This is a genomic window from Rhizobium sp. AC27/96 (assembly GCF_001692325.1).
In the GTDB taxonomy this organism is placed as follows: Bacteria; Pseudomonadota; Alphaproteobacteria; order Rhizobiales; family Rhizobiaceae; genus Rhizobium.
The window spans coordinates 14,309-39,460 of sequence record NZ_LXKN01000025.1 but is presented as its reverse complement, the minus strand read 5'-3'; the positions used below and the strand labels follow the sequence as shown (position 1 = coordinate 39,460).

The following is a 25,152-nucleotide window of genomic DNA, read 5'->3' as shown; positions in this document are numbered from 1 at the left end:
GTCTTTTGGCTGTTTCTTGCAACGCTGTAAACGGTCTCCACCGTGAGACGTTTTGACACTTTTCCCGCAGGAATAGAAGGCCCAAGAATGACAGATTCAAATTTAGACAAGACACTGGTCCTCATTCCCGCCCGCATGGCTTCCACTCGCCTGCCAGGCAAGCCGCTCGCCGATATTTGCGGCCTGCCCATGATCGTACAGGTTGCCAAGCGGGCGCGCGAGGCGGCGATCGGTCGCATCATCGTTGCGGTCGACCATGACGATACCTATGCCGCCGTCGCCAATGCAGGCTTCGAAGTCGTCATGACGCGCCAGGATCATCAGTCCGGCTCAGACCGCATCTATGAGGCCTTGCAGGCCGTCGACCCTGAAGGCCGCGCCGAAATCGTCGTCAATGTCCAGGGCGACCTTCCCACCATCGACCCCGAGACCATCCGCGCCTCGCTGCGCCCGCTGGAAGATCCGGCCGTCGACATTGCCACGCTGACCGTCGAGATCAAGGACGAGGAAGAAAAGACCGCACCGAGCGTCGTCAAGGTCGTGGGGTCGGCGATTTCCGACAATCGCCTGCGCGCGCTCTATTTCACCCGGACGACCGCGCCTTACGGCAATGGTCCGCTCTACCACCACATCGGTCTTTACGCCTATCGTCGCGCGGCGCTCGAAAAATTCGTGAGCCTCGGGCCATCGCCACTCGAACGGCGCGAATCGCTGGAGCAGCTGAGAGCACTGGAGGCCGGCATGCGCATCGATGTCGAGATCGTTGACACGATCCCGCTCGGTGTCGATACTCCCGCCGACCTCGAAAAGGCCAGACGCATCCTTTCCGCCGCTTCCTGACAGACGGCATTCCCCCAAGGGCAGTCCCATGATTACCAAGACCAACAAGATCTCCTTCCAGGGCGACTACGGCGCCAATTCCGACATGGCGAGCCGTGACATGTTCCCGACCATGGAGCCGCTGCCCTGCCAGACCTTCGAGGATGCCCTCACCGCCATCGACAATGGCGAGGCCGATCTCGGCATGATTCCGATCGAAAACACGATCGCCGGCCGCGTCGCCGATATCCATCACCTGCTGCCGGAATCGCGGCTCCATATCGTCGGCGAATATTTCATGCCGATCCGCTTCCAGCTGATGGTCCTTCCGGGCGTCAAGAAGGAAGAGATCCGCACCGTGCACAGCCACATCCATGCGCTTGGCCAATGCCGCAACATCGTGCGCGCCAACGGCTGGAAGCCCGTTATCGCCGGCGATACGGCTGGTGCCGCTAAGCTGGTGCAGGAAACCGGTGACCGCAGCATGGCGGCGCTGGCGCCACGGCTGGCCGCCGATCTCTACGGCCTTGAAATCATCGCCGAGAACGTCGAAGACACCGAAAACAACATGACGCGCTTCGTTGTCCTGTCGCGCGACGAGCATTGGGCGGAGCGCAGCTCGCCGGACGAAAAGATCGTCACGACCTTCGTCTTCAACGTCCGCAACATTCCGGCAGCGCTCTACAAGGCACTCGGAGGCTTTGCGACCAACGGCATCAACATGACCAAGCTTGAAAGCTACCAGCTCGGCGGCCGTTTTGTAGCAACGCAATTCTATGCCGATATCGAAGGCCATCCCTCCGATCCGCATGTGCGCCGCGCCCTGGAAGAACTGCGCTTCTTTTCGGAGAAGGTCCGGATTCTGGGTGTCTACAAGGGGCATCCGACGCGGGGGCAGCTTTAAGGGTTGATACGAGCCTCGGGGCCACCTCGTGGTTCGAGGCACTCCCGTTTTCGCTACGCTCTGACGGCAGTGCACCTCACCATGAGGTGGAGTGCATACCGCGGCAGACGCAGCGGATCAGCCCTCATGATGAAGTGCGGAAGCCCTGAGCTTGTCGAAGGGGCTGGAGCCTCGAACACGAGGACGCGTGGCGAGATCATCGTAGGCCTATCCAATGGCTATTCAGCGGCCTTGGTGACGACCTCGATGTGGTGACCATCCGGGTCGATCACAAAGGCAGCGAAATAGCTCGGCCCGTAATGGGGTCGAAGACCAGGCGGTCCATTGTCCGCGCCGCCATGAGCCAGCGCAGCCTCATGGAACGACGAAACGGCTGCACGACTTGGAGCCGCAAAGGCGAGATGAAATCCCGAGCCCGGAGCTCGGGCATCCCCGCCGCGCAATTTGATGGCGAATTTGTCGCCACCGCCCGCCGGACCATATCCGATCGCCTGGTCGGGGTCGCTCGGGTTCAGGTCTTCCCAAACCCGTACGTAGCCAAGCGGCGCAAATGCGGCGTCGTAGAATGCAGCGGCTTTCTCGATATCTGCGACACCGAATGAAATATGATGCAGCAACTGTGCCTCCCGTGGCTCTCTGGGTTATCGCTCAGTCTCTTCCGTGAATGCTGCAAGTCAACCCGAATGATGGACGATCTGCACCTCATCCGGCCTGCCAACCACCTCTCCCCACCCTTTGACAAGCTCAGGGCGGAGAGAGGCTGCCGTGGGAGGCGGATCGAATGTTGTATTTTACTTATCCGGCTCACAAACGCGAAGGCGATGGCCGTCGGGATCGAGCACGACGAAGGTCGGGCCGAAATCCATGGTCGTCAATTCCTGAGCGATCGGCAAACCACGCGCTTTCCAATCCTTGTAGTGCTGTTCGACAGCGCCGGGGCCTTCGACCATGAAGCCCAACTCGCCGCGATTGCCGATGGCGGAGGGTTGCGGCTCGACACTGCTGCGGCGCCAGAGACCGAGGTTGAAACCATTGCCGAGCTCGAAGGCCACGAAGGTCGGTGCAGCAAAGCTCGGCTCGCGGCCGAGCAAGTCGCGATAGAACGGCGTGCTTTCCGCCGGGTCCTTGACATAGAAGATGATGAGATTCGGGTTGGTCATGGGATATTCCTCTCGTTTTGGATGGATATGAAGGCAGCGGTGGTCCGCCCGGCAAGCTGTGCAGAGCTTGCCGGTGGAAGGCTGGTTGACTGTGTCGAACGTTGGAGAGGTGTTGGCGGTGCAGTTAGTGCATCCGCTCTTCCTCACGGTAAGGGGCGCGTCCGTCCAGGAAGCCCAGGTCGCGCTTCACCGAATTCGGCGTCTCCTCGATATCGAGGCGATTCCAGCGATGGGTGAAATAGCCAAGCGCAATCTGCGAGAGGCGAGCCAGTGGCGCCGCTATGGAAGCGCCCCTGCCGGCCCCGGCGTGATCGCGCTGCGCCTGTTTCGTCGTGACGAAAATATTGCTTGCCATGATCGATCCTCCGTCCTGCTTGGATGGGATCGATAATAGGCGCGCCTACTGACAGTTTCTGGCAGTAGTGTTAGGCTGCTGGATCAATCATTCGCTCTGCCATGCAGCGTGTGCCATTCCTTTGCCAGAGCGACGCGGCGGCGGGGATAGCGTGCATCCAGCACCGCAAAGTCGACAATGCGGTCGGCGCGGAAATGACGGTAGCCCTCGCGCAATTCGCACCAGGCGACGATCATGCGCACGTCGTCGAAATAGCCGAGCGCGAAGGGCCAGATGCGCCGGGTCGAAATGGAACCGTTCACGTCGCCATAGGTCAGCTGCACCACGCGCTCGGAACGGATCGCCTTGCGCATGAGCGAAAGATCAGCCTTGTCGACGATCACGCGCTTGATCGCGACGAGCAACGTTGCCTGGTCGATCGCCTCGCGCATTTCGGCGGGCAGCACTGCCGCGATCTTGGCAAGCGCATCGGCGCCGGCAGCGGCCAGACGCTCGTCGGTCGCGCGCGCCACCCATCGCGACCCCAGCACCAGCGCCTCGATCTCGTCCTGCGAGAACATCATCGGCGGCAGCATGAAGCCGGGCTTCAGGACATAGCCGATGCCGGGCTCGCCCTCGATCATCGCCCCCTGTGACTGCAGGCTGGCAATGTCGCGGTAGAGCGTGCGCAGGCTGACGCCGGTTTCCTCCGCCAACACAGCGCCGCTGACCGGACGGCGGTAGCGGCGCAGCGTCTGCAACAGTGTCAGCAAACGTTCCGAGCGCGCCATGGCAGGGGGAAACCTATCGCTTCCATTCGACCCAGTCGCGCATCAGGCGATGGGCAATGGCCCCCTTGGGCGGGGAGGTGTTGCCGGAGGCGGAAACGCGATCGAGCATGGCGAGCGTTTCTTCCGGCGTGAACCAGCGGCAATCCTCAAGTTCGGCATCGTCGATGCGAATCTCGGTCGATTTCGCCTCGGCATAGCAGCCGATCATCAGCGAATGTGGCATCGGCCAGGGTTGCGAAGCGTGATAGCGCACCCGGCCGATGTGAATGGCCGATTCCTCAAGCGTCTCCCGGCGCACGGCATTCTCGATGGTTTCGCCCGGCTCGACGAAACCGGCGAGACAGGAATACATGCCGGGTGCGAAATGATGGCTGCGGCCGAGCAGGCAGCGGTTTCTCTCCTCGTCGACCGCCAGCATGATGACGACCGGGTCGGTGCGCGGGAAGATCATGTGTTCGCAGGCGGTGCAGACGCGCTTGTAGCCGCCGATGCGGCTTTCCATGACCGAGCCGCAACGCCCGCAGAAGCGGTTGTCGCTGTTCCAGCGCAGCAGGCTGATGCCCTGCGCCGCCTCGCCGAGGATCTCGCCCTCCAGCAAGAGGTCGCGCCAGAGCGAGCGCATGTCAGCCGGCTTGTATTGGCTGGCAAGCTCATCGGCATTGATGCGCACCGGCACGGCGAGCCGCGGTTCGCCGGTGTTGCGGTAGCCGAGCAACACGGCCGCCTCCCAATCCGGATCGAGGTCCTTCAGCTCGTAGCGGGCAAACAATGGATCGAGCACCTGCCCGTCATGCTTCAGGACCAGCTGTTCCTTCGCGAAAGCCAGGATATGCGTGCCTTCCCTGGCAAGCGCCTGCTTGATCGTTTCCTCGTCGCGATGCTCGGCATCCCGGTTAAGCTGGTTTTCCGCAAAGGCGGTGAGACTGCTGGGTTCCGGATGCGGCACATCCGAGGAAAAGATGGAAGGGCTCATTGTGAAAGCGTTTCCCGCAACTTGGCTATGAGGCTGTTCATGTCTTCGTCCGAATAGGGCTCCGCCTTGCCGTAGCCCCAGATCGGGCCGGGCCAGTTCGCATCCCCTTCGAACCGCGCAATGACATGAACATGAAGCTGACGGACGATATTTCCAAGAGCCCCGACGTTGATTTTTGTCGCCCCCGTCACCGTCTTCAGGGCACTTGCGACCTTGTCGCTCTCGAAGGTCAACAGGATGCGGTCGAGCGGCGTCAGCTCGAAAATTTCTGATTTGTCGGGCCGGCGGGGAACCAGCAAAAGCCACGGCCAGCGGCTGTCCTTCATCAGCCGCACGTCGCAAAGGCCGGTGATCGCCACAGAAACGCTGTCATTCGCCAGACGGTCGTCGAGCGTAAACTCCTTCAAGGGGGCATCCTCCATTGTTTTATCAAATGTTTAGCAGTTTTTTTTGACCTTGGCTTGCTTTTGATGACGATATTGCCGATATGTGCATCCGGGAGGTTGGTGGTGGACGAGCCACTCGCCAACCGGGTCAGGTCCGGAAGGAAGCAGCCCCAACGAGCCCGGCACGGGTCATCGTGCCAGCCTCCCACCCTTTCTGAAAGCAAGACCCGGCTTTCTGCGGGCAAAATAAGCAGGGCGATGAGCGACAGCGAGCGACAAGCAAAAGATGCCGCCTCGACCGGCACCGGTTACCGGGTGCTGGCTCGCAAGTACAGGCCCAAGGACTTCACGGACCTCATGGTCGGCCAGGAGCCGATGGTTCGAACGCTGACAAACGCGTTCGAGACCGGTCGCATTGCGCAGGCCTATATGCTGACCGGCGTGCGCGGCGTCGGCAAGACGACGACGGCCCGTATCCTTGCCCGCGCCCTCAACTACAAGACATCGGACATCGATCGTCCGACGATCGACCTGCGCGATCCCGGCGAGCATTGCCAGGCGATCATGGAAGGCCGGCATGTCGACGTCATCGAGATGGACGCCGCCTCCCATACCGGTATCGACGATATCAGAGAGATCATCGAGCAGGTGCGCTACCGGCCGGTCTCGGCGCGCTATAAAGTCTACATCATCGACGAAGTGCACATGCTGTCGACGGCGGCCTTCAACGGGCTGTTGAAGACGCTCGAAGAGCCGCCCGAACATGTGAAGTTCATCTTCGCCACGACCGAAATCCGCAAAGTTCCGATCACGGTGCTGTCGCGCTGCCAGCGCTTCGACCTGCGCCGCATCAGCGCTTCCGATCTCGTCGGGTTGTTCACTACCATTGCCGGCAAGGAAGGCATCGAGGCTGAGCCGGAAGCGCTCGCCATGATCGCCCGCGCCGCCGAAGGCTCGGCCCGTGACGGCCTGTCGCTGCTCGACCAGGCAATTGCCCATGGCAGCGGTTTCGTTGCCGCCGATGCCGTGCGCGCGATGCTGGGCCTTGCCGACCGTGCCCGCATCGTCGATCTCTTCGGCCATATCGTCAAAGGCGACGTTTCGGCCGCCTTGGCAGAATTCAACAGCCAGTACGAAGCCGGCGCCAACCCCGTCGTCGTGCTGACCGACCTTGCCGATTTCACCCATCTCGTCACTCGCCTGAAATATGTGCCCGATGCCGCTGACGATCCGTCGCTGAGCGAAGTCGAGCGCATAAAGGCCTCCGAGTTTGCGCAGGGTGTGGCGGTGACGGCGCTGTCGCGTATCTGGCAGATGCTTCTGAAGGGCATCGCCGAGACCGAAAACGCCTCGAGAACCGCTGGCGCTGCTGAGATGGTGCTGATCCGGCTGGCACATGCAGCCCATCTGCCTGCGCCGGAAGATGCCGCACGCAGGCTTGCGGAATTTTCCGATAGCAATGGCGGCGCACGTCCACCCTTGGGAGCGCCTGCGGGCAATGGCGGGGGATCGGCGGTTTCCTATCAAGGCAGCGCCGTGGCGCGAGCCATCGAAACATCGGCTCCACGACCCACGCCATCAGCGCCGGTCGCGATGTTGCGCTCTGTGCCGAATACACAGCTGGATTCGCAACCTGTGGGCCGCATCGAGCAGAAGCCTGCCGAAGCGCCGAAGCCGCTGGTGCCGATCAACTCGATGACCGATATCGCCGAGCTTGCAGGCCAGAAGCGCGATCCGAAGGTCAAGGCGCTGGTGCGCAGCTTCGTGCGCCCTGTCAGGCTTGAGCCGGGCCGGCTCGATGTCAGCCTTGCGCCCGGCGCGCCGGGCACTTTGCTGAACGAGCTCGCCGTCAAGCTGAAGGAATGGACCGGTATACACTGGATCGTCAGCCTCAGCCGCGACGAGGGCGAGCCGACGCTGGTGGAAGCCGAAGCGAATGCGCAGAAGCAACGGGTTGCCGACGCGCGCCAGGACCCCGATGTCGCGGCGATCCTGTCGCAATTTCCCGGCGCCAAGATCATCGACGTGCGCGTGCGGGCTCCGGAAGTCGAGGAAGAAGAGCAGACCGCTGCTCCGGCCATCGCCGAATCCGTCGACGGCGACATCCTGCCGGGCGACGACATAGAATTTTAAGGTTAAAATAGACAACAGCAGGACCGCTCGGCTCGACAACCGCAGCGGCTGGCGGCAGATTGTAGCCGTCGGGAATAGCAACATGCAGAAGAAGGACAAATGACGATGCGCGACATCATGGGCATGATGGGCAAAGTTAAGGAAATGCAGGCCAAGATGGAGAAGATGCAGTCGGAGATTGCCGACATTCGCGTCGAAGGCAAGGCCGGCGGCGGCCTCGTCACCGCCACCGTCAACGGCAAGGGCGTGATGCTGGGCATCAAGATCGATCCGTCGCTCTTCAAGGAAGAGGATGTCGAGATCCTCGAAGACCTGATCGTTGCCGCCAACAAGGATGCCCAGGACAAGGCCGAGGCGATCACCGCCGAAAAGACCCGTGAACTGACGGCCGGCCTGCCGATCCCGCCCGGTTTCAAGCTGCCTTTCTGAGATCGGCGCCCAAAGACTTTAGCTACCGGGCGGTCGCCTTGCGGATCAATTCGCGGCCGATCGCCTTTGCCGGCTCGTTTCGCAGTACGAGCGACGTCGTGACCGCACCATGGCGGGCGATGGAATCGACGATGGTTTCAAGGTTTGCCGCTGTCGGCACCAGGACCTTGAGCAGGAAACAATCCTCCCCCGTCAATCTGAGAACTTCGATTATCTCGGGCATTTCCGAAAACTGCTTCAGACAGGGGCGAATATGCTCATGCGAGGTACGCAGCCGGATGACCGCCATCATGCCGAGGCCGACGGCGGCGGGGTCGATGACGGCGCGATAGCCTGCGACAACACCTCTTTCTTCCAGCCGCTTCAACCGCTCCGACGCCGCCGGCTGCGAAAGGCCGACGCGGCGGCCGAGTTCCGATACGGAAATTCTTCCATCCTGCTGCAGGATCTCGATGATCGACATATCAGTCGGATCCAGTCCCTTTTCGATGCTTTCCATATTTCACCTTCAATTCATCGGGCGGTGAAGATTTTATCCGATGGATTGCAATGTCAATTGCCTGAGCAAGGTGTCAGTTTCTCTCGTCAGATAGCAAGAGAGGACAGAGATGAGCGACATCATCATGCTGCCGGGGCTTGGCGGCTCCGACGGAGATCATTGGCAGACCTTATGGGAGCGGCAGGATCCGCGCATGCGCCGATTCCAGCCATCGAGCTGGGACAAGCCGATCCTCACCGACTGGATCGAAGCGCTGGACCGCGAAATCGCCCGCTCGCAAATGCCGCCGATCCTGATCGCCCACAGTCTTGCCTGCCAGTTGATCTCCCATTGGGCACCTCTGCAAAAGAGACCAATCCTCGGTGTCTTTCTTGTCGCCCCACCGGAACCGACAGGTGAGGTCTATCTCGCCGAGGCCGGCAGTTTCGCCAATCCGCCACGGCAACGACTGCCGTTTTCCTCCATGCTCGTCGCCAGCACCGACGATCCCTACGGCCCTTACGATTATGCCCGCGATAGCGCCGAAGTCTGGGGCAGTGCGTTTGTCGATGCCGGACCGCTCGGCCACATCAACTCGGCATCCGGGCTGAGCGACTGGCCCGATGGCAAGGCACTCTTCGAGCGATTTCGCGCGCAACTCGGCTGAGTGCGAAATCGGCAATTTGGAAAACGGCGGCCGGAGTGCTATTTCTGGCGTCTTCCAGAAATCCTCTGGCCTGCCCGATCGGAGAGAATGCGATGAGCCTGTCGATGCTGCTTATTTTTGCCGGTGCGTTGTTCATCGCGGCGGGATCGCCGGGTCCCAACATCGCAGCGCTTGTGGCACGCGTCCTCACCAAGGGTGCACGTAACGTGCTGCCCTTTCTCTCCGGCATGTGGCTTGGCGAGGCGATCTGGCTGACGTGTGCTGTTGCCGGCCTTGCGACCGTCGCCGAGACCTTTCACTGGGCTTTCGTGATCATCAAATGGCTCGGCGTCGCCTATCTGCTCTACCTCGCTTGGAAGATGTGGTCCGCCGCCTCGGATACGGCGGAAGAACAGCTGCCGGACGAACAATCAGCCGCACGGCTTTTCCTTGCCGGCTTCACGGTGACCATGGGTAATCCGAAGATCATGGTGTTCTATGTGGCACTGCTGCCCTCGATCATCGATCTTCACGCCGTCACGCTTTCCGGCTGGGCCGAGCTGGTGGCGACGATGTTCGTGGTGCTTGTCGTCATCGACCTTTCCTGGGCAATGCTTGCGGCGAAGGCGAGAACATTCCTCAAGAGCCGCCGCGCCGTGCGCATCGCCAACCGCACCAGCGCCGCCACCATGGCAGGCGCTGCCGTGGCGATTGCCATGCGCTAACCGCCAGGATCAGTCTCGAGAAAAGCCCGCAGCCTATGGTGAATGGGTGTTGTGAGATAACGCGCCCGATCTTCCGGTGACAACCGCCCGCCGAGCATTGCCATCAAATCCGGCATGGTGACACGGCTGCCCTCATAGGGAAGATATGTCACCTCCGCGCCGGCACCCACCGTGCTGCTCTGAAGGACACGGCAGTAGATGCCGGGCCGCCCTGCCTGCATATAGCGCTTCACGAATTTCGGATCGCCCATCTTCGCTGCGAAGGTGGCGCAGGGGATGCGAGCCGAGGTGACCTCCAGAACTAGATCGTCAGCTATGAATCTGTCACCGACTGCCACCGCGCAATTGTCCAGCCCTTCGATGACGAGATTTTCGCCGAAGGAACCGTATTCCACAGCCCGGCCGAGTTCTTTCGCCCACCAGTCCAAAGTCAATGATCCCTCGACATAGACGGCCTGATCGCGGCCACCATGATGCCGGCGATCGCAGATCGCGTCGCCGATCAGACCTTCCCCGTCGATCATGACGGCGCCGCTCACGGCATGCTTGTTGATGCCGGTCCTGCTTTTCCTGCCGGGCAGCGTTTCGGCGCCGCCGACGCAAACGGCCAGAATTTTCATCGGCCAACCGTCCCTTCGATGATTCCGTTTCGTGAGCATATGGGCTAAAAGCCTCCCATGGCAAAGCGAGTCACCGGCCCCGAAATCGAAAAACTCATCCAGCTTCTGGCGAAGGTGCCTGGGCTCGGACCACGCTCGGCGCGGCGCGCGGCGCTGCACCTGATCAAGAAGAAGGATCAGCTGCTCGGCCCGCTTTCTCACGCCATGGGCGATGCCTATGACAAGGTGAAGATCTGCTCGCGCTGCGGCAATGTCGATACCGTCGATCCCTGCACCGTCTGCACCGACGATCGCCGCGACCAGTCCATCATCATCGTGGTCGAAGACGTTTCCGACCTCTGGGCGCTGGAGCGAGCCGGCGCGATGAACGCCGCCTATCACGTGCTCGGCGGCGTGCTGTCGCCGCTCGACGGCGTCGGGCCCGACGATCTCAACATTCGCGGCCTGATCGAGCGCGTCAGCGAAGGTGGCATCCGCGAGATCATCATCGCTGTTAACGCCACGGTGGAAGGGCAAACCACAGCACACTATATAACCGACAGGCTTGCCGGCCTCGAGGTCAAGATCACCCGTCTTGCCCATGGCGTGCCTGTAGGCGGCGAGCTCGATTATCTCGACGAAGGCACGCTCACGGCGGCGCTTAGGGCGCGGACGGCGATTTGACTGCTGCAATAAAGGACTGCGTATGAGGAGAGTGCTCACCCCCCTCTGTCACTTCGTGACATCTCCCCCACACGGGGGGAGATCGGTCGCTTGTGGCACCGTCTTCATCAAACAATCAGCTGCCGCATCTGCAGAAACCTCGGACCGTCGGCATGGCACGAAACGCGCCGCCAACGATCTCCCCCCTTGTGGGGGAGATGTCCCGAAAGGGACAGAGGGGGGTATCTTCCGACACATTCTACGGCTGCTCATCCTCCTCCTCACCCTCCTCCCCCTGCCCGCGCTCGCCGCCTCGAAGGCCGATGTCGAAGCGCAGTTTCAGGCCTGGATTCAGAAGGACCTGCGGCCGGAAGCACGGAAGGACGGGATTTCCGACAGGATATTCCAGGCCGCTTTCGCCGGCGTGACGCTGAACTGGGATTTGCCGGATCTGGTGCCGCCGGGCTTTCCAAAGCCGAAGGAGCAGAAACAGACGCAGGCCGAATTTTCCTCGCCCGCACCCTATTTCAACGAGGCGCGGCTACAGAAGCTGGCGGCCACCGGCCGGAGCCTCGCCTCGCAATATGGGCCAGTGCTGCGGCAGATCGAGAAGACCTATGGCGTGCCGGGACCGATCCTGCTCGCCATCTGGGGTCGCGAGACCGGCTTTGGCGCCGCCAAACTGCCGAATTCGGCGATCCAGGTGTTGGCGACCAAGGCCTTCATGTCGACCCGCAAGGACATGTTCCGCACCGAGCTCATCGCCGCGCTGCGCATCCTCGATCACGGTGACGTCACGCCGGATCAGTTCAAGGGATCCTGGGCCGGCGCGCTTGGCCAGCCGCAATTCATGCCGACCAACTACCTGAAATACGCCGTCGATTTCGATGGCGACGGCCACCGCAACATCTGGACTTCGGTGCCGGACACGTTGGCATCCATAGCCAACTATATGGTTCAGAAGGGCTGGCAACGCGGCCGCGGCTGGGGATACGAGGTCACCATTCCGCAGAATGTGTCCTGCGCGCAGGAAGGACCGGACCTTGCCAAGCCGATCTCGCAATGGACTGCGCTTGGGATCGCACGGATTTCCGGCAAGGCATTTCCCTCGGACGAGTTGCGCGCCAGCGGCATGATGCTGGTGCCGGCCGGTCGTGACGGGCCGGAATTCATCGTGACGCCGAATTTCTACGTCATCAAGGAATACAATAATTCCGACCTCTACGGCCTCTACATCGGCAATCTCGCCGATCGCATTGCCTATGGCGGCGGCGCCTTTCAGGAAAAATGGGGCGATGTCGGCAAGATGCTGCGCTCCGATGTCGCCGGAATGCAGAAGACATTGGAACGCAAGGGCTACGACGTCGGCGGCACGGATGGCCTGCCGGGCTACAAAACCAGACGCTCGATCGGCCAATGGCAGGAAAAGAGCGGCATGAAGCCAACCTGCTATCCCGACAGTTCCATGCTTGGCGTCTTGAAGTAACTGCCTCCCGGATGCAGGAAGTTCATCCGGCCTCCCGCCATCGGATGATGTCGGGAAAATTGGCCTATTTGCCCTCAGCCAGTTCGACGATTTCCCTGAGATAGGCTACGTGTTCCCGGAAGGCGCGACGCCCCTCCCGCGTCAGAGATATGCGGGTCTGCGGCTTCCTGTCGACGAAGGCCTTGGTTGTAGAGATGTATCCCGCTTGCTCGAGCGTCGACAGATGGCTGCCCAGATTGCCATCCGTCGCGCCGGTAATCTTCTTGAGGGTGGTGAATTCCAGCGCCTCGCTCGCAGCCTGAGCGTAAAGAGCGGCCATGATCTTCAGGCGCAGGGACTGGTGGATCACCTCGTTGAGAACCGCCATTACAGCTTCCTCATCCAAAAACCGCCGATCAGCAGGCTGCCGCCGCCGAACACGGCGATGCAGAGCGACAACCACGGCTGCAGAAAGACGTATGGCACGAGGCTGCCAAGCGATACGGCCACGGCAAGCCACACGAAGCCGCGGAGGAAAAATACCCCGATCAATCCATAGGCGAGGCTGAGAACCAGCGCCGGAAATATGGCGTATTGAGCGGCATCCATCGGCTGCATGACCTTGATCGTGGCAAGCATGAACAGCGTGATAATCGCAAAGACGGCCAAGACGCGCCCGTTGACCTTCTTCACGTCGTCGCGGGTGCGAAATGTCTTCACGCCAATCAGCACGCTGCCCGCCAGACCCAAGCCATCCAAAACCAGCCAGATCAAATTTGCCGATAATGTCGGCCAAAAGAACATGCTCGAATAACCGACAAACCAGATGGCGCCCCAAAGAACGAGATAGGGGGCCGAGCCGCGATACCGTTTCGAGCGGTTGCTGCGCAGGGTTGCCAGTTCGACTTCATGCAAGGCATGCCGGGCTTCCGTGGGAGAGATCTCCATAGGCGCTGCTCCTCCAATGTTTCAAGGCGATCGGGGATCACACTCTGCGTGACATCGTTCTCTGTAGTACAGAGTATATAACGACCAGTACTCTGTCAAACAGAGTTCTTTGCGACCATCGATATCCCAATGCCATTCGCGCATGGCTAAAGCGTCCGGCAAAAGCCTTGCAATTTGCCGGAAACGGGCTTATATCCGCTTTCAAATTCTTGATCGTGTGATGAAGAGTGGGCCGCAAGGACCCGCTCTTTTTTATTAGCTCGATCTCCCAAATGCAGCACCCTGCAGGAGTGAACGCTTGTCGGAAGTGACAAACGCAGACAATACCAATGAACCGCGCCTGATCGTCGAAACCGGCCTTGACCAGCGCGTCGCCGCCATCATCGAGCCCGTAATCGTCGGCTTGGGCTTTCGCCTTGTGCGGGCACGCCTTCTCAACCAGAACGGCCTGACCTTGCAGATTATGGCCGAGCGCAACGACGGCACCATGACCGTCCAGGATTGCGAAGAGGTCTCGACGGCCATTTCTCCGGTCCTGGATGTGGAAGATCCGATCGATAAGGCGTATCATCTCGAAGTATCTTCGCCGGGCATCGACCGCCCGATGGTGCGCAAGTCGGATTTCGTCCGCTGGATCGGCCATATCGTCAAGTGCGAGACATCGATCCTGGTGGACAACCGCAAGCGGTTCCGCGGCAAGATCGCCGACGTCACCGACGAAGGCTTTACGATCGAACGCGACCAGGTCGCTTATGGCGAAGAGCCGAAAGTAATCATTCCGTTCAGCACGCTGGCCGACGCCAAGCTGATCCTGACGGACGATCTCATCCGCGATGCGTTGCGCGCCGACAAGCTGGCGAAAGCCGAGGCAGCGAACCAGAACGAAGCGGACGAAGAAGAATAACCGATCAACGAACCGCCTAACGGGACGGGAACCCCAGGGCAGGAAGACGGAGACTAAAAATGGCAGTCAGTGCGAACCGGCTAGAACTTCTGCAGATCGCAGATGCAGTGGCGCGCGAAAAGGTCATCGACCGCGAGATCGTGCTTGCCGCGATGGCGGACGCGATCCAGAAGGCCGCGCGCTCGCGTTACGGCACGGAATCGAACATCCGCGCCGACATCAACCCGAAGACCGGCGAAATCCGTCTGCAGCGCCTGCTCGAAGTCGTCGAGAAGGCAGAAGACTATTCCACGCAGATCCCGCTGGAACTGGCGCGCGACCGCAACCCGGATGCAGCCCTTGGCGATTTCATCGCCGATCCGCTGCCGCCGATGGATTTCGGCCGCATCGCTGCCCAGTCGGCCAAGCAGGTCATCGTGCAGAAGGTGCGCGAAGCCGAGCGTGACCGCCAGTTCGACGAATTCAAGGATCGCGTCGGCGAAATCGTCAACGGCACGGTCAAGCGCGTCGAATATGGCAACGTCATCGTCGACCTCGGTCGTGGCGAAGGCATCATCCGCCGCGACGAGATGATCCCGCGCGAAAACTTCCGCTATGGCGACCGCGTCCGCGCCTATGTCTACGACGTGCGCCGCGAACAGCGCGGTCCGCAGATCTTCCTGTCGCGCACGCATCCGCAGTTCATGGTCAAGCTCTTCACCATGGAAGTGCCTGAAATCTACGACGGCATCATCCAGGTGAAATCGGTTGCCCGCGATCCGGGCTCGCGCGCCAAGATCGCCGTCATTTCGAACGACTCGTCGATCGATCCGGTCGGCGCCTGCGTCGGTATGCGCGGTTCGCGCGTTCAGGCCGTCGTCGGCGAGCTGCAGGGTGAAAAGATCGACATCATTCCCTGGTCCAGCGAGCCGGCGAACTTCGTCGTCAACGCGCTGCAGCCGGCCGAAGTCGCCAAGGTCGTTCTCGACGAGGATGCCGAGCGTATCGAAGTCGTGGTTCCGGATGAGCAGCTGTCGCTGGCCATCGGCCGCCGCGGTCAGAACGTCCGCCTCGCCTCGCAGCTGACCGGTTGGGATATCGACATCATGACGGAAGCCGAGGAATCGGAGCGCCGCCAGAAGGAATTCAACGAGCGCACCAACCTGTTCATGGACGCGCTCGACGTCGACGAAATGGTCGGCCAGGTTCTGGCTTCGGAAGGCTTTGCCGCCGTCGAGGAACTGGCTTACGTCGATCTCGAGGAAATCTCCTCCATCGACGGCTTCGACGAAGACACCGCCCAGGAAATCCAGACCCGCGCCCGCGAATATCTGGAGAAGCTCGAAGCCGAAATGGACGAGAAGCGCAAGGCGCTCGGTGTTTCCGACGAGCTGCGTGAGATCAACGGCATGACCGCACAGATGATGGTTGCCCTCGGTGAGGACGGCATCAAGACGATCGAAGACTTCGCCGGCTGCGCCGCAGACGACCTCGTCGGCTGGTCCGAACGCAAGAACGGCGAGACAAAGAAGTTCGAGGGCCTGTTCTCCAAGCTCGAGGTCTCGCGCGTCGAAGCCGAACAGATGGTCGTACAGGCTCGCCTGCTGGCCGGCTGGATCACCGAAGCCGATCTCGCCACCGAGACCGAAGAGGTCGCCGCGGAGGATGAAGCCGAGCAACAGGCATGACGATCACCGAGGGGCCGAGCGCACCGCCCGAAGACGACAATCTCGGGGGTGACGGCGCAAACGGCCGCATGTGCATCGTAACACGCGAAAGCGGATCAGCCGACGAGTTGATCCGCTTCGTCGCCGCTCCGGACGGAACCGTTGTTCCCGATCTGAAGCGGCAGCTGCCGGGACGCGGTTGCTGGGTCAAGTTCGACCGGGCACTCGTGGACAAGGCAGTGGCAAAGAAATTGTTTTCACGCGCCTTGAAGGCGGAGGTGACGGCACCGGGCGATCTCGGCGCCACCGTCGACCGCCTTCTCGTGGCGCAGCTTGCCGGGATGATGCACATGGCGCGCAAGGCGGGCCAGTTCGTCAATGGCTCGTCGAAGGTCGACGGCGCGGTTCGCAATGGTTCGGCACTCGCCGTGTTCCATGCGATCGATGCCGCAGCCGACGGCGTTCGCAAGATCGACCAGGCACGAAAGGCCTGGCATCTCGGTATGGAAACCGAAGAGGAAATACCGTCTTTCCGTGTCTTTACGGAGGCGGAAATGGAAGAACTGATGGGCCAGAACGCTTTTATCCATGCCGCAGCGCTTGCAGGGCGGGCGGGTGAAGGTGTAGTGAAGCGCGCAAACCTGCTCGAACGGTACCGCAACGGCGGTCAGTCCCGGGCAACGGGCGGCGCTGGCCGGCGAAAACAATGACGCGGTCACCGGTGAATACCGGACGCCTCATTAAGGTACATGCATTGAACGACAGGGTCTGACGGACGTTTCCGAGCCCTGTCCGAAGGAACGGGAACGGAATGACCGACAATCAAGACGACAAGACGCTGAATGTTTCAGGTAAGAAGACTCTCACCCTGAAGCCTTCAGGCGTGAACCAGGGCACCGTGCGCCAGGACATGGGCCGCGGTCGCACCAAGGCGGTCGTGGTTGAAACCCGCAAGCGCCGTCCGCTACGCCCCGAAGACGAAAAGCCGATCGTTGCTTCGACGACCGCTGCCGCGGCACCATCCGTGACGCGCGTTGCGGAACCGACGCCGCAGCCGCCGCGCCCGCCGCAGCCGGCTCCGCGCATTCATCAGCCGGGTGGCCAGCAGCAGCGTCCGCAGCAATCCAACCAGAACAACCAGCAGCGCCCGCAGCAGGAACGTTCGTCGCGCCCGGTGGTTCTGAACCATCTGTCAGCCGGCGAAATGGATGCTCGCCGCCGCGCGCTTGCCGAAGCCCAGGTCCGCGACGCCGCCGATGCGGTTCGTCGCGCCGAGGAGGACGCACGCCGCGCCGAGGAAGAGGCAGCCCGCCGCATTGAAGAGCAGGCTGAAGCCGCACGCCGCGCCGAAGAAGAAGCGGCTCGCGCCCTCGAAGCCAAGACAGAGACACCTGCACCGGTCGAAGCACCGAAGCCGGCAGCTCAGGCTGCTCCGGCTCCTGTCGTTGCCCGTCGCCCCGATGCGGCTCCGGCACGCCCTGGTGCTCCCGCGGCAGAGGCTCCGGCCAATCGCCGCCGGGTCAACGAAGAAGAAACCGATCGTGGTCCTCCGCGCGGCGCTCCGGTACGCGGCAAGGTTACGCGTCCTGAGCCGGCAAAGCCGGTTACCACCCGCCCGAAGACGGATGACGAGCGCCGCCGCGGCAAGCTGACGGTGACGACGGCCAATGTCGACGAAGACGGCAGCGCTCGCGGCCGTTCGCTTTCGGCCATGCGCCGCCGCCAGGAAAAGTTCCGCCGCAGCCAGATGCAGGAAACGCGCGAAAAGATCTCGCGCGAAGTCGTGCTGCCGGAAACCATCACCATCCAGGAACTGTCGCAGCGCATGTCTGAACGCGCCGTCGACGTCATCAAGTTCCTCATGAAGGAAGGCCAGATGCTGAAGCCGGGCGACGTCATCGACGCCGATCTGGCCGAGCTGATCGCCAACGAATTCGGCCATACCGTCAAGCGCGTTTCCGAATCCGACGTCGAACACGGCATCTTCAACGTTGCCGACGAAGACGGCGAACTGGTGTCCCGTCCGCCCGTCGTCACCATCATGGGTCACGTCGACCACGGCAAGACATCACTGCTCGACGCCATCCGCCACGCCAATGTGGTGTCCGGTGAAGCCGGTGGCATCACTCAGCATATCGGCGCCTATCAGGTCGAACATAACGGCCAGAAGATCACCTTCATCGACACTCCCGGCCACGCCGCCTTTACGGCAATGCGTGCTCGCGGCGCCCAGGCGACCGACATCGCCATCCTGGTCGTTGCCGCCGACGACAGCGTGATGCCGCAGACGATCGAATCGATCAATCACGCCAAGGCGGCCGGTGTTCCGATCATCGTGGCGATCAACAAGATCGACAAGCATGAAGCCAATCCGCAGAAGGTCCGCATGGAACTGCTGCAGCATGAGGTCTTCGTCGAATCCCTGGGCGGCGAAGTGCTCGACGTCGAAGTCTCGGCCAAGAACCGCGTCAACCTCGACAAGCTGCTCGAAGCCATCCTGCTGCAGGCGGAAATCCTTGACCTCAAGGCCAATCCGAACCGCACCGCGGAAGGCACCGTCATCGAAGCCCAGCTTGATCGTGGCCGCGGCTCGGTCGCTACCGTCCTCATCCAGAAGGGCACGTTGCGTCCCGGCCAGATCGTCGTTGCAGGCGATCAGTGGGGCCGCGTGCGCGCACTGGTCAACGACAAGGGCGAGCATGTGAAGGAAGCCGGCCCGGCCATGCCGGTCGAGGTCCTCGGTCTTTCCGGCGCACCGCAGGCTGGCGACAAGTTCGCCGTCGTTGAGAACGAAAGCCGTGCCCGCGAAATCTCCGAATACCGCCAGCGCCTCACCCGCGACAAGGCAGCAGCCCGTCAGTCCGTCCAGCGCGGTTCGCTGGAACAGATGATGATGACGCTGCAGGCCACTGGCACCAAGGAGTTCCCGCTGGTTATCAAGGGCGACGTGCAAGGCTCGATCGAAGCCATTGCCGGCGCACTGGACAAGCTCGGCACCGACGAGGTTCGCGCCCGCATCGTCCATTCGGGCGTCGGCGGCGTGACCGAATCCGATATTTCGCTGGCCGGAGCTTCCGACGCGGCGATCATCGGCTTCAACGTCCGTGCCAATGCCCAGGCCCGTACGATGGCCGAGCGTGAAGGCATCGAAATCCGCTACTACAACATCATCTACGACCTGGTGGATGACGTGAAGGCAGCGATGTCGGGCCTGCTCTCTCCGGAGCGTCGCGAAACCTTCCTCGGCAATGCCGAAATCCTCGAGGTGTTCAACATCACGAAGGTCGGCAAGGTCGCAGGTTGCCGCGTTACCGAAGGCAAGGTCGAACGTGGCGTCGGCGTCCGCCTGGTGCGCGACAACGTCGTCATCCACGAAGGCAAGCTCAAGACGCTCAAGCGCTTCAAGGACGAAGTCTCGGAAGTCAACGTCGGCCAGGAATGCGGTATGGCCTTCGAGAACTACGAAGACATCCGCGCCGGCGATACGATCGAATGCTTCCGCGTGGAGCACATCACCCGCACGCTGTAAGCGGCCTTCCTTTTGGCCAGATATCAAAACCGCCGGTTATCGCCGGCGGTTTTTCATTGGGTTCGATGGAGTTGGAGAAGGGTGCTGCACCCTGCCGCTTTCCCCGATCGGGAGGAACAGGACGCCATATTCAGCCGGATTCTGGGCCTCTGGAGGGCAGATCGGGCCATCCAGCCTTGACCTTTGCGCCGGATCGAGTCATGTGACCCGCTTTATAGCGTCCAGGGGACGCTGCTAACGGAAAAACCATGACCAGACCAACCTCTTCCGCGCCTTCGCAGCGTATGCTTCGCGTCGGCGAACAAGTGCGCGCCGCGATCACGCAGGTCCTGCAGCGCGGCGAAGTGCGCGACGACCTGATCGAGCGCACCGTGATTTCCATTTCCGAAGTGCGCATGTCGCCGGACCTGAAGATCGCCACCGCCTATGTGACGCCGCTGGGCGTCGCCGACCATGATGTCGTCATCGACACCCTCAATCGTCATTCGAAATATATCCGCGGCCGTCTCGGCCCGTTGCTTCGGCAGATGAAGTACATGCCGGAAGTCCGCTTCCGCGACGATACCAGCTTCGACAATTACAAGAAGATCGATGCGCTGCTGCGGTCGCCGGAGGTCCAGCGCGACCTCAAGGACGACGATACCGACACCGACGAAAACCGATAACAGAGACAGACAATGTCCAAGCCACGCAAGCCCAAGGGCCGCCCGATTTCGGGCTGGCTCATTCTCGACAAGCCGGTGGATTTCGGCTCGACCGAGGCCGTTTCCAAGATCAAGTGGCTGTTCAAGGCCCAAAAGGCCGGCCATGCCGGTACGCTCGATCCGCTTGCCTCCGGCATGCTGCCGATCGCGCTTGGCGATGCCACCAAGACGGTTCCCTATGTCATGGACGGCCGCAAGATCTATGAATTCACCGTCACGTGGGGCGAAGAACGCGCCACAGACGACCTCGAAGGCGAAGTGACCGAGAGTTCTGACAAGCGTCCGAGCGAAGAGGACATTCGGGCGCTGCTGCCGCAATATACCGGCGTCATCAGCCAGATCCCGCCGCAGTTCTCGGCGATCAAGATCGCCGGCGAGCGCGCCTATGACCTGGCCCGCGAGGGCGAAACCGTCGAGATCCCCTCACGCGAGGTGGAAGTGTTCCGCCTGACGCTGCTGGCCTGCCCGGATGCCAACACGGCGCATTTTGAAGTGGAATGCGGCAAGGGCACCTATGTTCGGGCGCTTGCCCGCGATTTCGGCCGCAATCTCGGCTGTTTCGGCCATATCTCCGAGCTGCGTCGCAGCTTCGTCGCCCCCTTTGCCGAAGAGGCGATGGTGCCGCTGGCGGATCTCGTGGCGCTTGAGGCAATCGAAGATGCCGACGAGCGGCTCGCCGCGCTCGATGCATTGCTGATCGATACGGCCGAAGCACTGTCATCCCTGCCGCATCTCATCATCAACGACGATCAGGCCCACCGCCTGAAGATGGGCAACCCCATCCTCGTGCGCGGCCGCGATGCGCCGATTGCCGAAACCGAGGCCTATGCCACGGCGCGCGGCAAGCTGATCGCCATCGGCGAGATCGGCGAAGGCGAATTCCGCCCGAAACGCGTTTTCGCCTGACCGGCATCCGGGCCAAAGAGGCGGCTATTGCAGGGCAATAGCGATGCGATATGCTCCCCGACGGGTCATGAAGGCCCGTCCAAGGGGGAGACCATGCGCAGAGCTGCCATCGGATTACTGACGTTTCTTTCGTTGTTCCTGACAATTGCGAGCGCGCATGCCGCCGAGCGGTGGGCCGCGCTCCCGGCCTTTCCGCCGATGCCACAGCCGAAGGCCAGCGGCATGGCCGATATCAACGACATCAAGATGTATTATGCCGAATACGGCGCGGGCGACCCGATCCTCTTCATCCATGGAGGACTTGGGAATGCGGATGTCTGGGGCGCTCAGGTCGCCGATTTCGCCAGGGATCATCTCGTCATCGTTGCCGACAGCCGCGGCCATGGCCGCTCGACGCGCAGCGAGCAGCCCTTCGGCTACGATCTGATGACCTCGGATTACGTCGCGTTGCTTGACTACCTGAAGATCGGCAAGGTGACGCTGGTCGGGTGGTCTGATGGCGGCATTATCGGCATCGACATGGCGATGAAGCACCCCGAAAAGCTGACACGCGTGATCGCCCAGGCGGCAAATGTCACCACCGACGGCGTGAAGCCTGACGTCATGAACAACAAGACCTTCAGTAACTACATCGATGTCGCCGGCGAATATTACCGGAAACTGTCGCCGACACCGAACGAATACGACGCCTTCGTCAACCAGATCTCGCAGATGTGGGCCACGCAGCCGGCATGGACGGCAGCCGACCTTGGAAAGATCGCCGTGCCTGTCACGCTTGCAATCGGCGACCATGATGAAGCGGTGAAGCTCGACCATACTGAGATGATGGCAAAGGAGATACCGGGCGCAAAGCTCGTGATCCTGAAGGACGCCAGCCATTTCGCCATGCTGCAGGATCCCGAGGGTTATGATGCCATGATCCGGAATGCCATGGCGGGCCGCTGAAAACCGCCTGGAGGACAAGCCTCTTTCCATTGCGGCTTATTTGGTTTATAGGCAGCGCCAGCATCGGGCCTGCCCGATTGCATTCGCGGCCAATGCTGGACGACATCCCGGCGTTTGGCGACTTTAATTTCCTCTCATAGAAAGGACTATCCGATGTCGATCACTGCTGAGCGCAAGGCTGCGCTGATCAAGGAATACGCTACCGTCGAAGGCGACACCGGTTCTCCGGAAGTCCAGGTTGCGATCTTGACCGAGCGCATCAACAACCTCACGGACCACTTCAAGGACCACAAGAAGGACAACCACTCCCGTCGTGGCCTCCTGACGATGGTCTCCAGCCGGCGCTCGCTTCTTGATTATCTCAAGAAGAAGGACGAAGGCCGTTATACCAAGCTGATCACCAGCCTCGGTATTCGCCGCTAATCGAATTTCCGGCGGGCGTTCACCTGAACGTCCGCCGGATGCTTATGAAGGGTATGAACCCTTGAGACCAGCTTCCCTCGCGCGTTCTGTTTGCGCGAAGCGAAACTGCCGGCAGCCCGGATGGGCCGGTGCTGCCAACAACAACCGTTGACCTGTCATGGGGCAGGATTGCCGGATGCTTTCAGCCGAAGCTTCGTGCTTCGGCCTGATTTCGAAAGCCTCTCGTTGTCTTGCCCGTGATGCGTCACACTTCGTGCGGTTGAAGATGCGCCTTGCCGAACGTATCGGCGACGGCGCCTTTTCCCGCACAATGTAAGGACAAGATATGTTCGATATCCATACTGTCGAAATCGAGTGGGCAGGCCGCCCGCTAAAGCTCGAAACCGGCAAGATCGCCCGTCAGGCTGACGGCGCCGTCGTCGCCACCTACGGCGAGACCGTGGTTCTTGCCACCGTCGTTTCCGCCAAGTCGCCGAAGCCGGGCCAGGATTTCTTCCCGCTCACCGTCAACTACCAGGAAAAGACCTACGCAGCCGGCAAGATCCCCGGCGGCTACTTCAAGCGCGAAGGACGCCCGAGCGAAAACGAAACCCTCGTTTCCCGCCTGATCGACCGCCCGATCCGCCCGCTTTTCCCGGAAGGCTACAAGAACGACACGCAGGTCGTCGTCACGGTCATCCAGCATGACCTCGAAAACAACCCCGACATCCTGTCGATGGTTGCCACGTCCGCAGCGCTCACGCTCTCCGGCGTTCCCTTCATGGGCCCGGTCGGCGGCGCTCGCGTCGGCTACATCAACGGCGAATACGTGCTGAACCCGCATCTCGACGAGATGGACGAATCGAGCCTCGATCTCGTCGTTGCCGGCACGCAGGACGCCGTTCTGATGGTTGAGTCGGAAGCCAAGGAACTGCCTGAAGACGTCATGCTCGGCGCCGTCATGTTCGGTCATCGCGGCTTCCAGCCGGTCATCGATGCGATCATCAAGCTCGCCGAAGTCGCTGCCAAGGAACCGCGCGATTTCACGCCGGAAGATCATTCCGAGCTGGAAGCCGAAATGCTCGGCATTGCCGAAGCCGAACTGCGCACCGCCTACAAGAACACGCAGAAGGCTGAACGCTACGCTGCCGTCGACGCCGTCAAGGCCAAGGTCAAGGAACACTTCTTCCCGGAAGGCGTAGAGCCGAAGTATTCCGCCGAAGTCATCGGCGCCGTCTTCAAGCACCTGCAGGCCAAGATCGTTCGCTGGAACATCCTCGACACCTCGAGCCGCATCGACGGCCGCGACCTGTCGACCGTTCGCCCGATCGTTTCGGAAGTCGGCCTTCTGCCGCGCACGCACGGTTCGGCGCTGTTTACCCGCGGTGAAACGCAGGCAATCGTCGTCGCCACGCTCGGCACCGGCGAAGACGAACAGTATGTCGACAGCCTGACCGGCATGTACAAGGAGCGCTTCCTGCTCCATTACAACTTCCCTCCCTACTCGGTTGGCGAAACCGGCCGCATGGGTTCCCCGGGTCGTCGCGAAATCGGTCACGGCAAGCTCGCATGGCGCGCTATCCGCCCGATGCTGCCAACGGCTGAACAGTTCCCCTACACGCTGCGCGTCGTCTCCGAGATCACCGAGTCCAACGGCTCGTCCTCGATGGCAACGGTTTGCGGCACCTCGCTCGCTCTGATGGACGCCGGCGTTCCGCTGGCCAAGCCGGTTGCCGGCATTGCCATGGGTCTGATCCTGGAAGGCGAACGCTTCGCCGTTCTCTCCGACATTCTCGGTGACGAAGACCACCTCGGCGACATGGACTTCAAGGTCGCCGGCACTGCCGACGGCATCACCTCGCTGCAGATGGACATCAAGATCGCCGGCATCACCGAAGAGATCATGAAGGTCGCTCTCGGCCAGGCACAGGGCGGTCGCACGCACATCCTCGGCGAAATGTCCAAGGCAATCACCGAAAGCCGTGGCCAGCTCGGCGAATTCGCACCGCGCATCGAAGTCATGAACATCCCGGTCGACAAGATCCGTGAAGTCATCGGCTCGGGCGGCAAGGTCATTCGCGAAATCGTCGAAAAGACCGGCGCGAAGATCAACATCGAAGACGACGGCACCGTCAAGATCGCCTCGTCCTCCGGCAAGGAAATCGAAGCGGCCCGCAAGTGGATCCACTCGATCGTCGCTGAGCCGGAAGTCGGCCAGATCTACGAAGGCACGGTTGTCAAGACCGCCGACTTCGGCGCGTTCGTCAACTTCTTCGGCGCCCGTGACGGCCTCGTCCACATCTCGCAGCTCGCTTCCGAGCGTGTTGCCAAGACGCAGGACGTCGTCAAGGAAGGCGACAAGGTCTGGGTCAAGCTGCTCGGCTTCGACGAGCGCGGCAAGGTTCGCCTGTCCATGAAGGTTGTCGACCAGGCCACCGGCCAGGAACTCGCTGCCGAAAAGAAGAAGGATGACGCAGCCGAATAAGCTGCGCCTTCATTCAGGTTCCGGGGCGCGGGATTCGTTTCCGCGCCCCTTTTATATTGAAAAGGCTGGCGATTTCGGTTTTTCCGAAGCTCTGTGCCCGGCCCCTCACCCTAGCCCTCTCCCCGCAATGCGGGGAGAGGGCTAGGGTGAGGGGCAAGCACAAGGGACAGACATCTGC

The 25,152-nt window shown here is 61.4% G+C and carries 27 protein-coding genes and 1 other RNA gene; 18 read left to right on the top strand and 10 right to left on the bottom strand.

Going from position 1 to position 25,152, the window contains the following annotated elements:
- Nucleotides 1-87: 87 nt before the first annotated feature.
- Both A6U86_RS20535 and A6U86_RS20530 read left to right on the top strand, forming a co-directional pair.
- A complete protein-coding gene (locus A6U86_RS20535; RefSeq protein ID WP_068394817.1) occupies nt 88-840 on the top strand; it encodes a 3-deoxy-manno-octulosonate cytidylyltransferase in 753 nt (250 codons plus the stop codon).
- Between the two features lie 28 nt (nt 841-868).
- Complete coding sequence (locus A6U86_RS20530) at nt 869-1,723, top strand: prephenate dehydratase (protein WP_068394816.1); 855 nt, start codon at nt 869-871, stop codon at nt 1,721-1,723.
- Nucleotides 1,724-1,941: 218 nt separating this feature from the next.
- On the opposite strand, the gene A6U86_RS20525 is transcribed toward A6U86_RS20530, so the two are convergent.
- The 6 genes from A6U86_RS20525 to A6U86_RS20500 all read right to left on the bottom strand — a co-directional run bounded on the left by A6U86_RS20525 (nt 1,942) and on the right by A6U86_RS20500 (nt 5,388).
- Nucleotides 1,942-2,340, bottom strand: a complete 399-nt coding sequence (locus A6U86_RS20525) for a VOC family protein (RefSeq protein WP_068394815.1) — start codon at nt 2,338-2,340, stop codon at nt 1,942-1,944.
- Nucleotides 2,341-2,514: 174 nt separating this feature from the next.
- Nucleotides 2,515-2,883 (bottom strand): VOC family protein, encoded by a 369-nt coding sequence (locus tag A6U86_RS20520; RefSeq protein WP_068394814.1) that lies wholly within the window; start codon nt 2,881-2,883, stop codon nt 2,515-2,517.
- 124 nt (nt 2,884-3,007) lie between these two features.
- The gene (locus A6U86_RS20515; RefSeq protein WP_068394813.1) at nt 3,008-3,238 is read right to left on the bottom strand and encodes a hypothetical protein; all 231 of its coding nucleotides are present in this window, start codon (nt 3,236-3,238) and stop codon (nt 3,008-3,010) included.
- Between the two features lie 83 nt (nt 3,239-3,321).
- Nucleotides 3,322-4,008 carry a YafY family protein gene (locus A6U86_RS20510; RefSeq protein ID WP_068394812.1) on the bottom strand — a complete coding sequence of 229 codons (687 nt, stop codon included), beginning with the start codon at nt 4,006-4,008 and terminating at the stop codon, nt 3,322-3,324.
- A gap of 13 nt (nt 4,009-4,021) precedes the next feature.
- Nucleotides 4,022-4,981 (bottom strand): NAD(+) diphosphatase, encoded by a 960-nt coding sequence (nudC, locus tag A6U86_RS20505; protein WP_068394811.1) that lies wholly within the window; start codon nt 4,979-4,981, stop codon nt 4,022-4,024.
- Nucleotides 4,978-5,388: an HIT family protein gene (locus A6U86_RS20500; protein WP_083196922.1), complete on the bottom strand. Its 411-nt coding sequence runs from the start codon at nt 5,386-5,388 to the stop codon at nt 4,978-4,980. Before A6U86_RS20500 ends, nudC begins: the two co-directional genes overlap by 4 nt.
- Before the next feature lie 91 nt (nt 5,389-5,479).
- Between A6U86_RS20500 and ffs the strand changes: the two genes are divergently transcribed.
- From ffs to A6U86_RS20485, 3 genes are all read left to right on the top strand, one after another.
- Nucleotides 5,480-5,576: signal recognition particle sRNA small type (gene ffs, locus A6U86_RS20495), an RNA gene on the top strand.
- Between the two features lie 49 nt (nt 5,577-5,625).
- Nucleotides 5,626-7,500 (top strand): DNA polymerase III subunit gamma/tau, encoded by a 1,875-nt coding sequence (locus A6U86_RS20490; protein ID WP_068394809.1) that lies wholly within the window; start codon nt 5,626-5,628, stop codon nt 7,498-7,500.
- 105 nt (nt 7,501-7,605) lie between these two features.
- The gene (locus tag A6U86_RS20485) at nt 7,606-7,929 is read left to right on the top strand and encodes a YbaB/EbfC family nucleoid-associated protein (RefSeq protein WP_068394845.1); all 324 of its coding nucleotides are present in this window, start codon (nt 7,606-7,608) and stop codon (nt 7,927-7,929) included.
- Between the two features lie 22 nt (nt 7,930-7,951).
- On the opposite strand, the gene A6U86_RS20480 is transcribed toward A6U86_RS20485, so the two are convergent.
- Nucleotides 7,952-8,428 carry an Lrp/AsnC family transcriptional regulator gene (locus A6U86_RS20480; RefSeq protein ID WP_068394808.1) on the bottom strand — a complete coding sequence of 159 codons (477 nt, stop codon included), beginning with the start codon at nt 8,426-8,428 and terminating at the stop codon, nt 7,952-7,954.
- A 109-nt stretch (nt 8,429-8,537) separates the two neighbouring features.
- Between A6U86_RS20480 and A6U86_RS20475 the strand changes: the two genes are divergently transcribed.
- Nucleotides 8,538-9,074, top strand: coding sequence for an alpha/beta hydrolase (locus tag A6U86_RS20475; protein WP_068394807.1), 537 nt, complete (start codon nt 8,538-8,540; stop codon nt 9,072-9,074).
- A gap of 92 nt (nt 9,075-9,166) precedes the next feature.
- Nucleotides 9,167-9,778: a LysE family translocator gene (locus A6U86_RS20470; protein WP_068394806.1), complete on the top strand. Its 612-nt coding sequence runs from the start codon at nt 9,167-9,169 to the stop codon at nt 9,776-9,778.
- Here A6U86_RS20470 and A6U86_RS20465 read toward each other — a convergent pair.
- Nucleotides 9,775-10,398 carry an MOSC domain-containing protein gene (locus A6U86_RS20465; protein WP_068394805.1) on the bottom strand — a complete coding sequence of 208 codons (624 nt, stop codon included), beginning with the start codon at nt 10,396-10,398 and terminating at the stop codon, nt 9,775-9,777. The genes A6U86_RS20470 and A6U86_RS20465 overlap by 4 nt on opposite strands.
- Before the next feature lie 57 nt (nt 10,399-10,455).
- On the opposite strand from A6U86_RS20465, the gene recR reads away from it, so the two are divergent.
- A complete protein-coding gene (gene recR, locus A6U86_RS20460) occupies nt 10,456-11,061 on the top strand; it encodes a recombination mediator RecR (protein ID WP_068394804.1) in 606 nt (201 codons plus the stop codon).
- Between the two features lie 22 nt (nt 11,062-11,083).
- Nucleotides 11,084-12,526, top strand: coding sequence for a lytic murein transglycosylase (locus tag A6U86_RS20455; protein ID WP_141683763.1), 1,443 nt, complete (start codon nt 11,084-11,086; stop codon nt 12,524-12,526).
- Nucleotides 12,527-12,590: 64 nt separating this feature from the next.
- Here A6U86_RS20455 and A6U86_RS20450 read toward each other — a convergent pair whose 3' ends face one another.
- Together A6U86_RS20450 and A6U86_RS20445 are read right to left on the bottom strand one after the other, a co-directional pair.
- On the bottom strand, nt 12,591-12,893 hold the full coding sequence (locus A6U86_RS20450; protein ID WP_068394803.1) for a transcriptional regulator: 303 nt from the start codon (nt 12,891-12,893) through the stop codon (nt 12,591-12,593).
- Nucleotides 12,893-13,453: a hypothetical protein gene (locus tag A6U86_RS20445; RefSeq protein WP_068394802.1), complete on the bottom strand. Its 561-nt coding sequence runs from the start codon at nt 13,451-13,453 to the stop codon at nt 12,893-12,895. The genes A6U86_RS20450 and A6U86_RS20445 overlap by 1 nt, the downstream gene beginning before the upstream one ends.
- 298 nt (nt 13,454-13,751) lie before the next feature.
- Here A6U86_RS20445 and rimP point away from each other — a divergent pair, with 298 nt between their 5' ends.
- From rimP to pnp, 9 genes are all read left to right on the top strand, one after another.
- Complete coding sequence (rimP, locus tag A6U86_RS20440; protein ID WP_068394801.1) at nt 13,752-14,357, top strand: ribosome maturation factor RimP; 606 nt, start codon at nt 13,752-13,754, stop codon at nt 14,355-14,357.
- A 59-nt stretch (nt 14,358-14,416) separates the two neighbouring features.
- A complete protein-coding gene (gene nusA, locus A6U86_RS20435; RefSeq protein ID WP_068394800.1) occupies nt 14,417-16,024 on the top strand; it encodes a transcription termination factor NusA in 1,608 nt (535 codons plus the stop codon).
- Nucleotides 16,021-16,713 carry an RNA-binding protein gene (locus tag A6U86_RS20430; RefSeq protein ID WP_068394799.1) on the top strand — a complete coding sequence of 231 codons (693 nt, stop codon included), beginning with the start codon at nt 16,021-16,023 and terminating at the stop codon, nt 16,711-16,713. The genes nusA and A6U86_RS20430 overlap by 4 nt, the downstream gene beginning before the upstream one ends.
- Before the next feature lie 101 nt (nt 16,714-16,814).
- Complete coding sequence (gene infB, locus A6U86_RS20425) at nt 16,815-19,532, top strand: translation initiation factor IF-2 (protein ID WP_068394798.1); 2,718 nt, start codon at nt 16,815-16,817, stop codon at nt 19,530-19,532.
- A gap of 248 nt (nt 19,533-19,780) precedes the next feature.
- Nucleotides 19,781-20,197, top strand: coding sequence for a 30S ribosome-binding factor RbfA (rbfA, locus tag A6U86_RS20420; RefSeq protein WP_068394797.1), 417 nt, complete (start codon nt 19,781-19,783; stop codon nt 20,195-20,197).
- Between the two features lie 12 nt (nt 20,198-20,209).
- Entirely contained in the window at nt 20,210-21,142 is a 933-nt protein-coding gene (gene truB / locus A6U86_RS20415) for a tRNA pseudouridine(55) synthase TruB (RefSeq protein WP_068394796.1), read from the top strand.
- 93 nt (nt 21,143-21,235) lie between these two features.
- Nucleotides 21,236-22,087 (top strand): alpha/beta fold hydrolase, encoded by an 852-nt coding sequence (locus A6U86_RS20410; RefSeq protein WP_068394795.1) that lies wholly within the window; start codon nt 21,236-21,238, stop codon nt 22,085-22,087.
- 153 nt (nt 22,088-22,240) lie between these two features.
- Nucleotides 22,241-22,510, top strand: coding sequence for a 30S ribosomal protein S15 (rpsO, locus tag A6U86_RS20405; RefSeq protein ID WP_047635766.1), 270 nt, complete (start codon nt 22,241-22,243; stop codon nt 22,508-22,510).
- Nucleotides 22,511-22,835: 325 nt separating this feature from the next.
- Nucleotides 22,836-24,974, top strand: coding sequence for a polyribonucleotide nucleotidyltransferase (gene pnp / locus A6U86_RS20400; RefSeq protein WP_068394794.1), 2,139 nt, complete (start codon nt 22,836-22,838; stop codon nt 24,972-24,974).
- Nucleotides 24,975-25,152 lie beyond the last annotated feature (178 nt).

What these genes read in the sequence shown, in the direction of transcription:
- A6U86_RS20470 (WP_068394806.1), top strand. Translation starts at nt 9,167, where the DNA reads ATGAGCCTGTCGATGCTGCTTATTTTTGCCGGTGCGTTGTTCATCGCG.
- A6U86_RS20430 (WP_068394799.1), top strand. Translation starts at nt 16,021, where the DNA reads ATGACGATCACCGAGGGGCCGAGCGCACCGCCCGAAGACGACAATCTC.
- pnp (WP_068394794.1), top strand. Translation starts at nt 22,836, where the DNA reads ATGTTCGATATCCATACTGTCGAAATCGAGTGGGCAGGCCGCCCGCTA.
- A6U86_RS20455 (WP_141683763.1), top strand. Translation starts at nt 11,084, where the DNA reads ATGAGGAGAGTGCTCACCCCCCTCTGTCACTTCGTGACATCTCCCCCA.
- truB (WP_068394796.1), top strand. Translation starts at nt 20,210, where the DNA reads ATGTCCAAGCCACGCAAGCCCAAGGGCCGCCCGATTTCGGGCTGGCTC.
- A6U86_RS20465 (WP_068394805.1), bottom strand. Translation starts at nt 10,398, where the DNA reads ATGAAAATTCTGGCCGTTTGCGTCGGCGGCGCCGAAACGCTGCCCGGC.
- A6U86_RS20485 (WP_068394845.1), top strand. Translation starts at nt 7,606, where the DNA reads ATGCGCGACATCATGGGCATGATGGGCAAAGTTAAGGAAATGCAGGCC.
- rpsO (WP_047635766.1), top strand. Translation starts at nt 22,241, where the DNA reads ATGTCGATCACTGCTGAGCGCAAGGCTGCGCTGATCAAGGAATACGCT.
- A6U86_RS20520 (WP_068394814.1), bottom strand. Translation starts at nt 2,883, where the DNA reads ATGACCAACCCGAATCTCATCATCTTCTATGTCAAGGACCCGGCGGAA.
- A6U86_RS20535 (WP_068394817.1), top strand. Translation starts at nt 88, where the DNA reads ATGACAGATTCAAATTTAGACAAGACACTGGTCCTCATTCCCGCCCGC.
- A6U86_RS20510 (WP_068394812.1), bottom strand. Translation starts at nt 4,008, where the DNA reads ATGGCGCGCTCGGAACGTTTGCTGACACTGTTGCAGACGCTGCGCCGC.
- nusA (WP_068394800.1), top strand. Translation starts at nt 14,417, where the DNA reads ATGGCAGTCAGTGCGAACCGGCTAGAACTTCTGCAGATCGCAGATGCA.
- infB (WP_068394798.1), top strand. Translation starts at nt 16,815, where the DNA reads ATGACCGACAATCAAGACGACAAGACGCTGAATGTTTCAGGTAAGAAG.
- nudC (WP_068394811.1), bottom strand. Translation starts at nt 4,981, where the DNA reads ATGAGCCCTTCCATCTTTTCCTCGGATGTGCCGCATCCGGAACCCAGC.
- A6U86_RS20480 (WP_068394808.1), bottom strand. Translation starts at nt 8,428, where the DNA reads ATGGAAAGCATCGAAAAGGGACTGGATCCGACTGATATGTCGATCATC.
- A6U86_RS20410 (WP_068394795.1), top strand. Translation starts at nt 21,236, where the DNA reads ATGCGCAGAGCTGCCATCGGATTACTGACGTTTCTTTCGTTGTTCCTG.
- A6U86_RS20450 (WP_068394803.1), bottom strand. Translation starts at nt 12,893, where the DNA reads ATGGCGGTTCTCAACGAGGTGATCCACCAGTCCCTGCGCCTGAAGATC.
- A6U86_RS20475 (WP_068394807.1), top strand. Translation starts at nt 8,538, where the DNA reads ATGAGCGACATCATCATGCTGCCGGGGCTTGGCGGCTCCGACGGAGAT.
- A6U86_RS20530 (WP_068394816.1), top strand. Translation starts at nt 869, where the DNA reads ATGATTACCAAGACCAACAAGATCTCCTTCCAGGGCGACTACGGCGCC.
- A6U86_RS20445 (WP_068394802.1), bottom strand. Translation starts at nt 13,453, where the DNA reads ATGGAGATCTCTCCCACGGAAGCCCGGCATGCCTTGCATGAAGTCGAA.
- A6U86_RS20515 (WP_068394813.1), bottom strand. Translation starts at nt 3,238, where the DNA reads ATGGCAAGCAATATTTTCGTCACGACGAAACAGGCGCAGCGCGATCAC.
- recR (WP_068394804.1), top strand. Translation starts at nt 10,456, where the DNA reads ATGGCAAAGCGAGTCACCGGCCCCGAAATCGAAAAACTCATCCAGCTT.
- A6U86_RS20490 (WP_068394809.1), top strand. Translation starts at nt 5,626, where the DNA reads ATGAGCGACAGCGAGCGACAAGCAAAAGATGCCGCCTCGACCGGCACC.
- rbfA (WP_068394797.1), top strand. Translation starts at nt 19,781, where the DNA reads ATGACCAGACCAACCTCTTCCGCGCCTTCGCAGCGTATGCTTCGCGTC.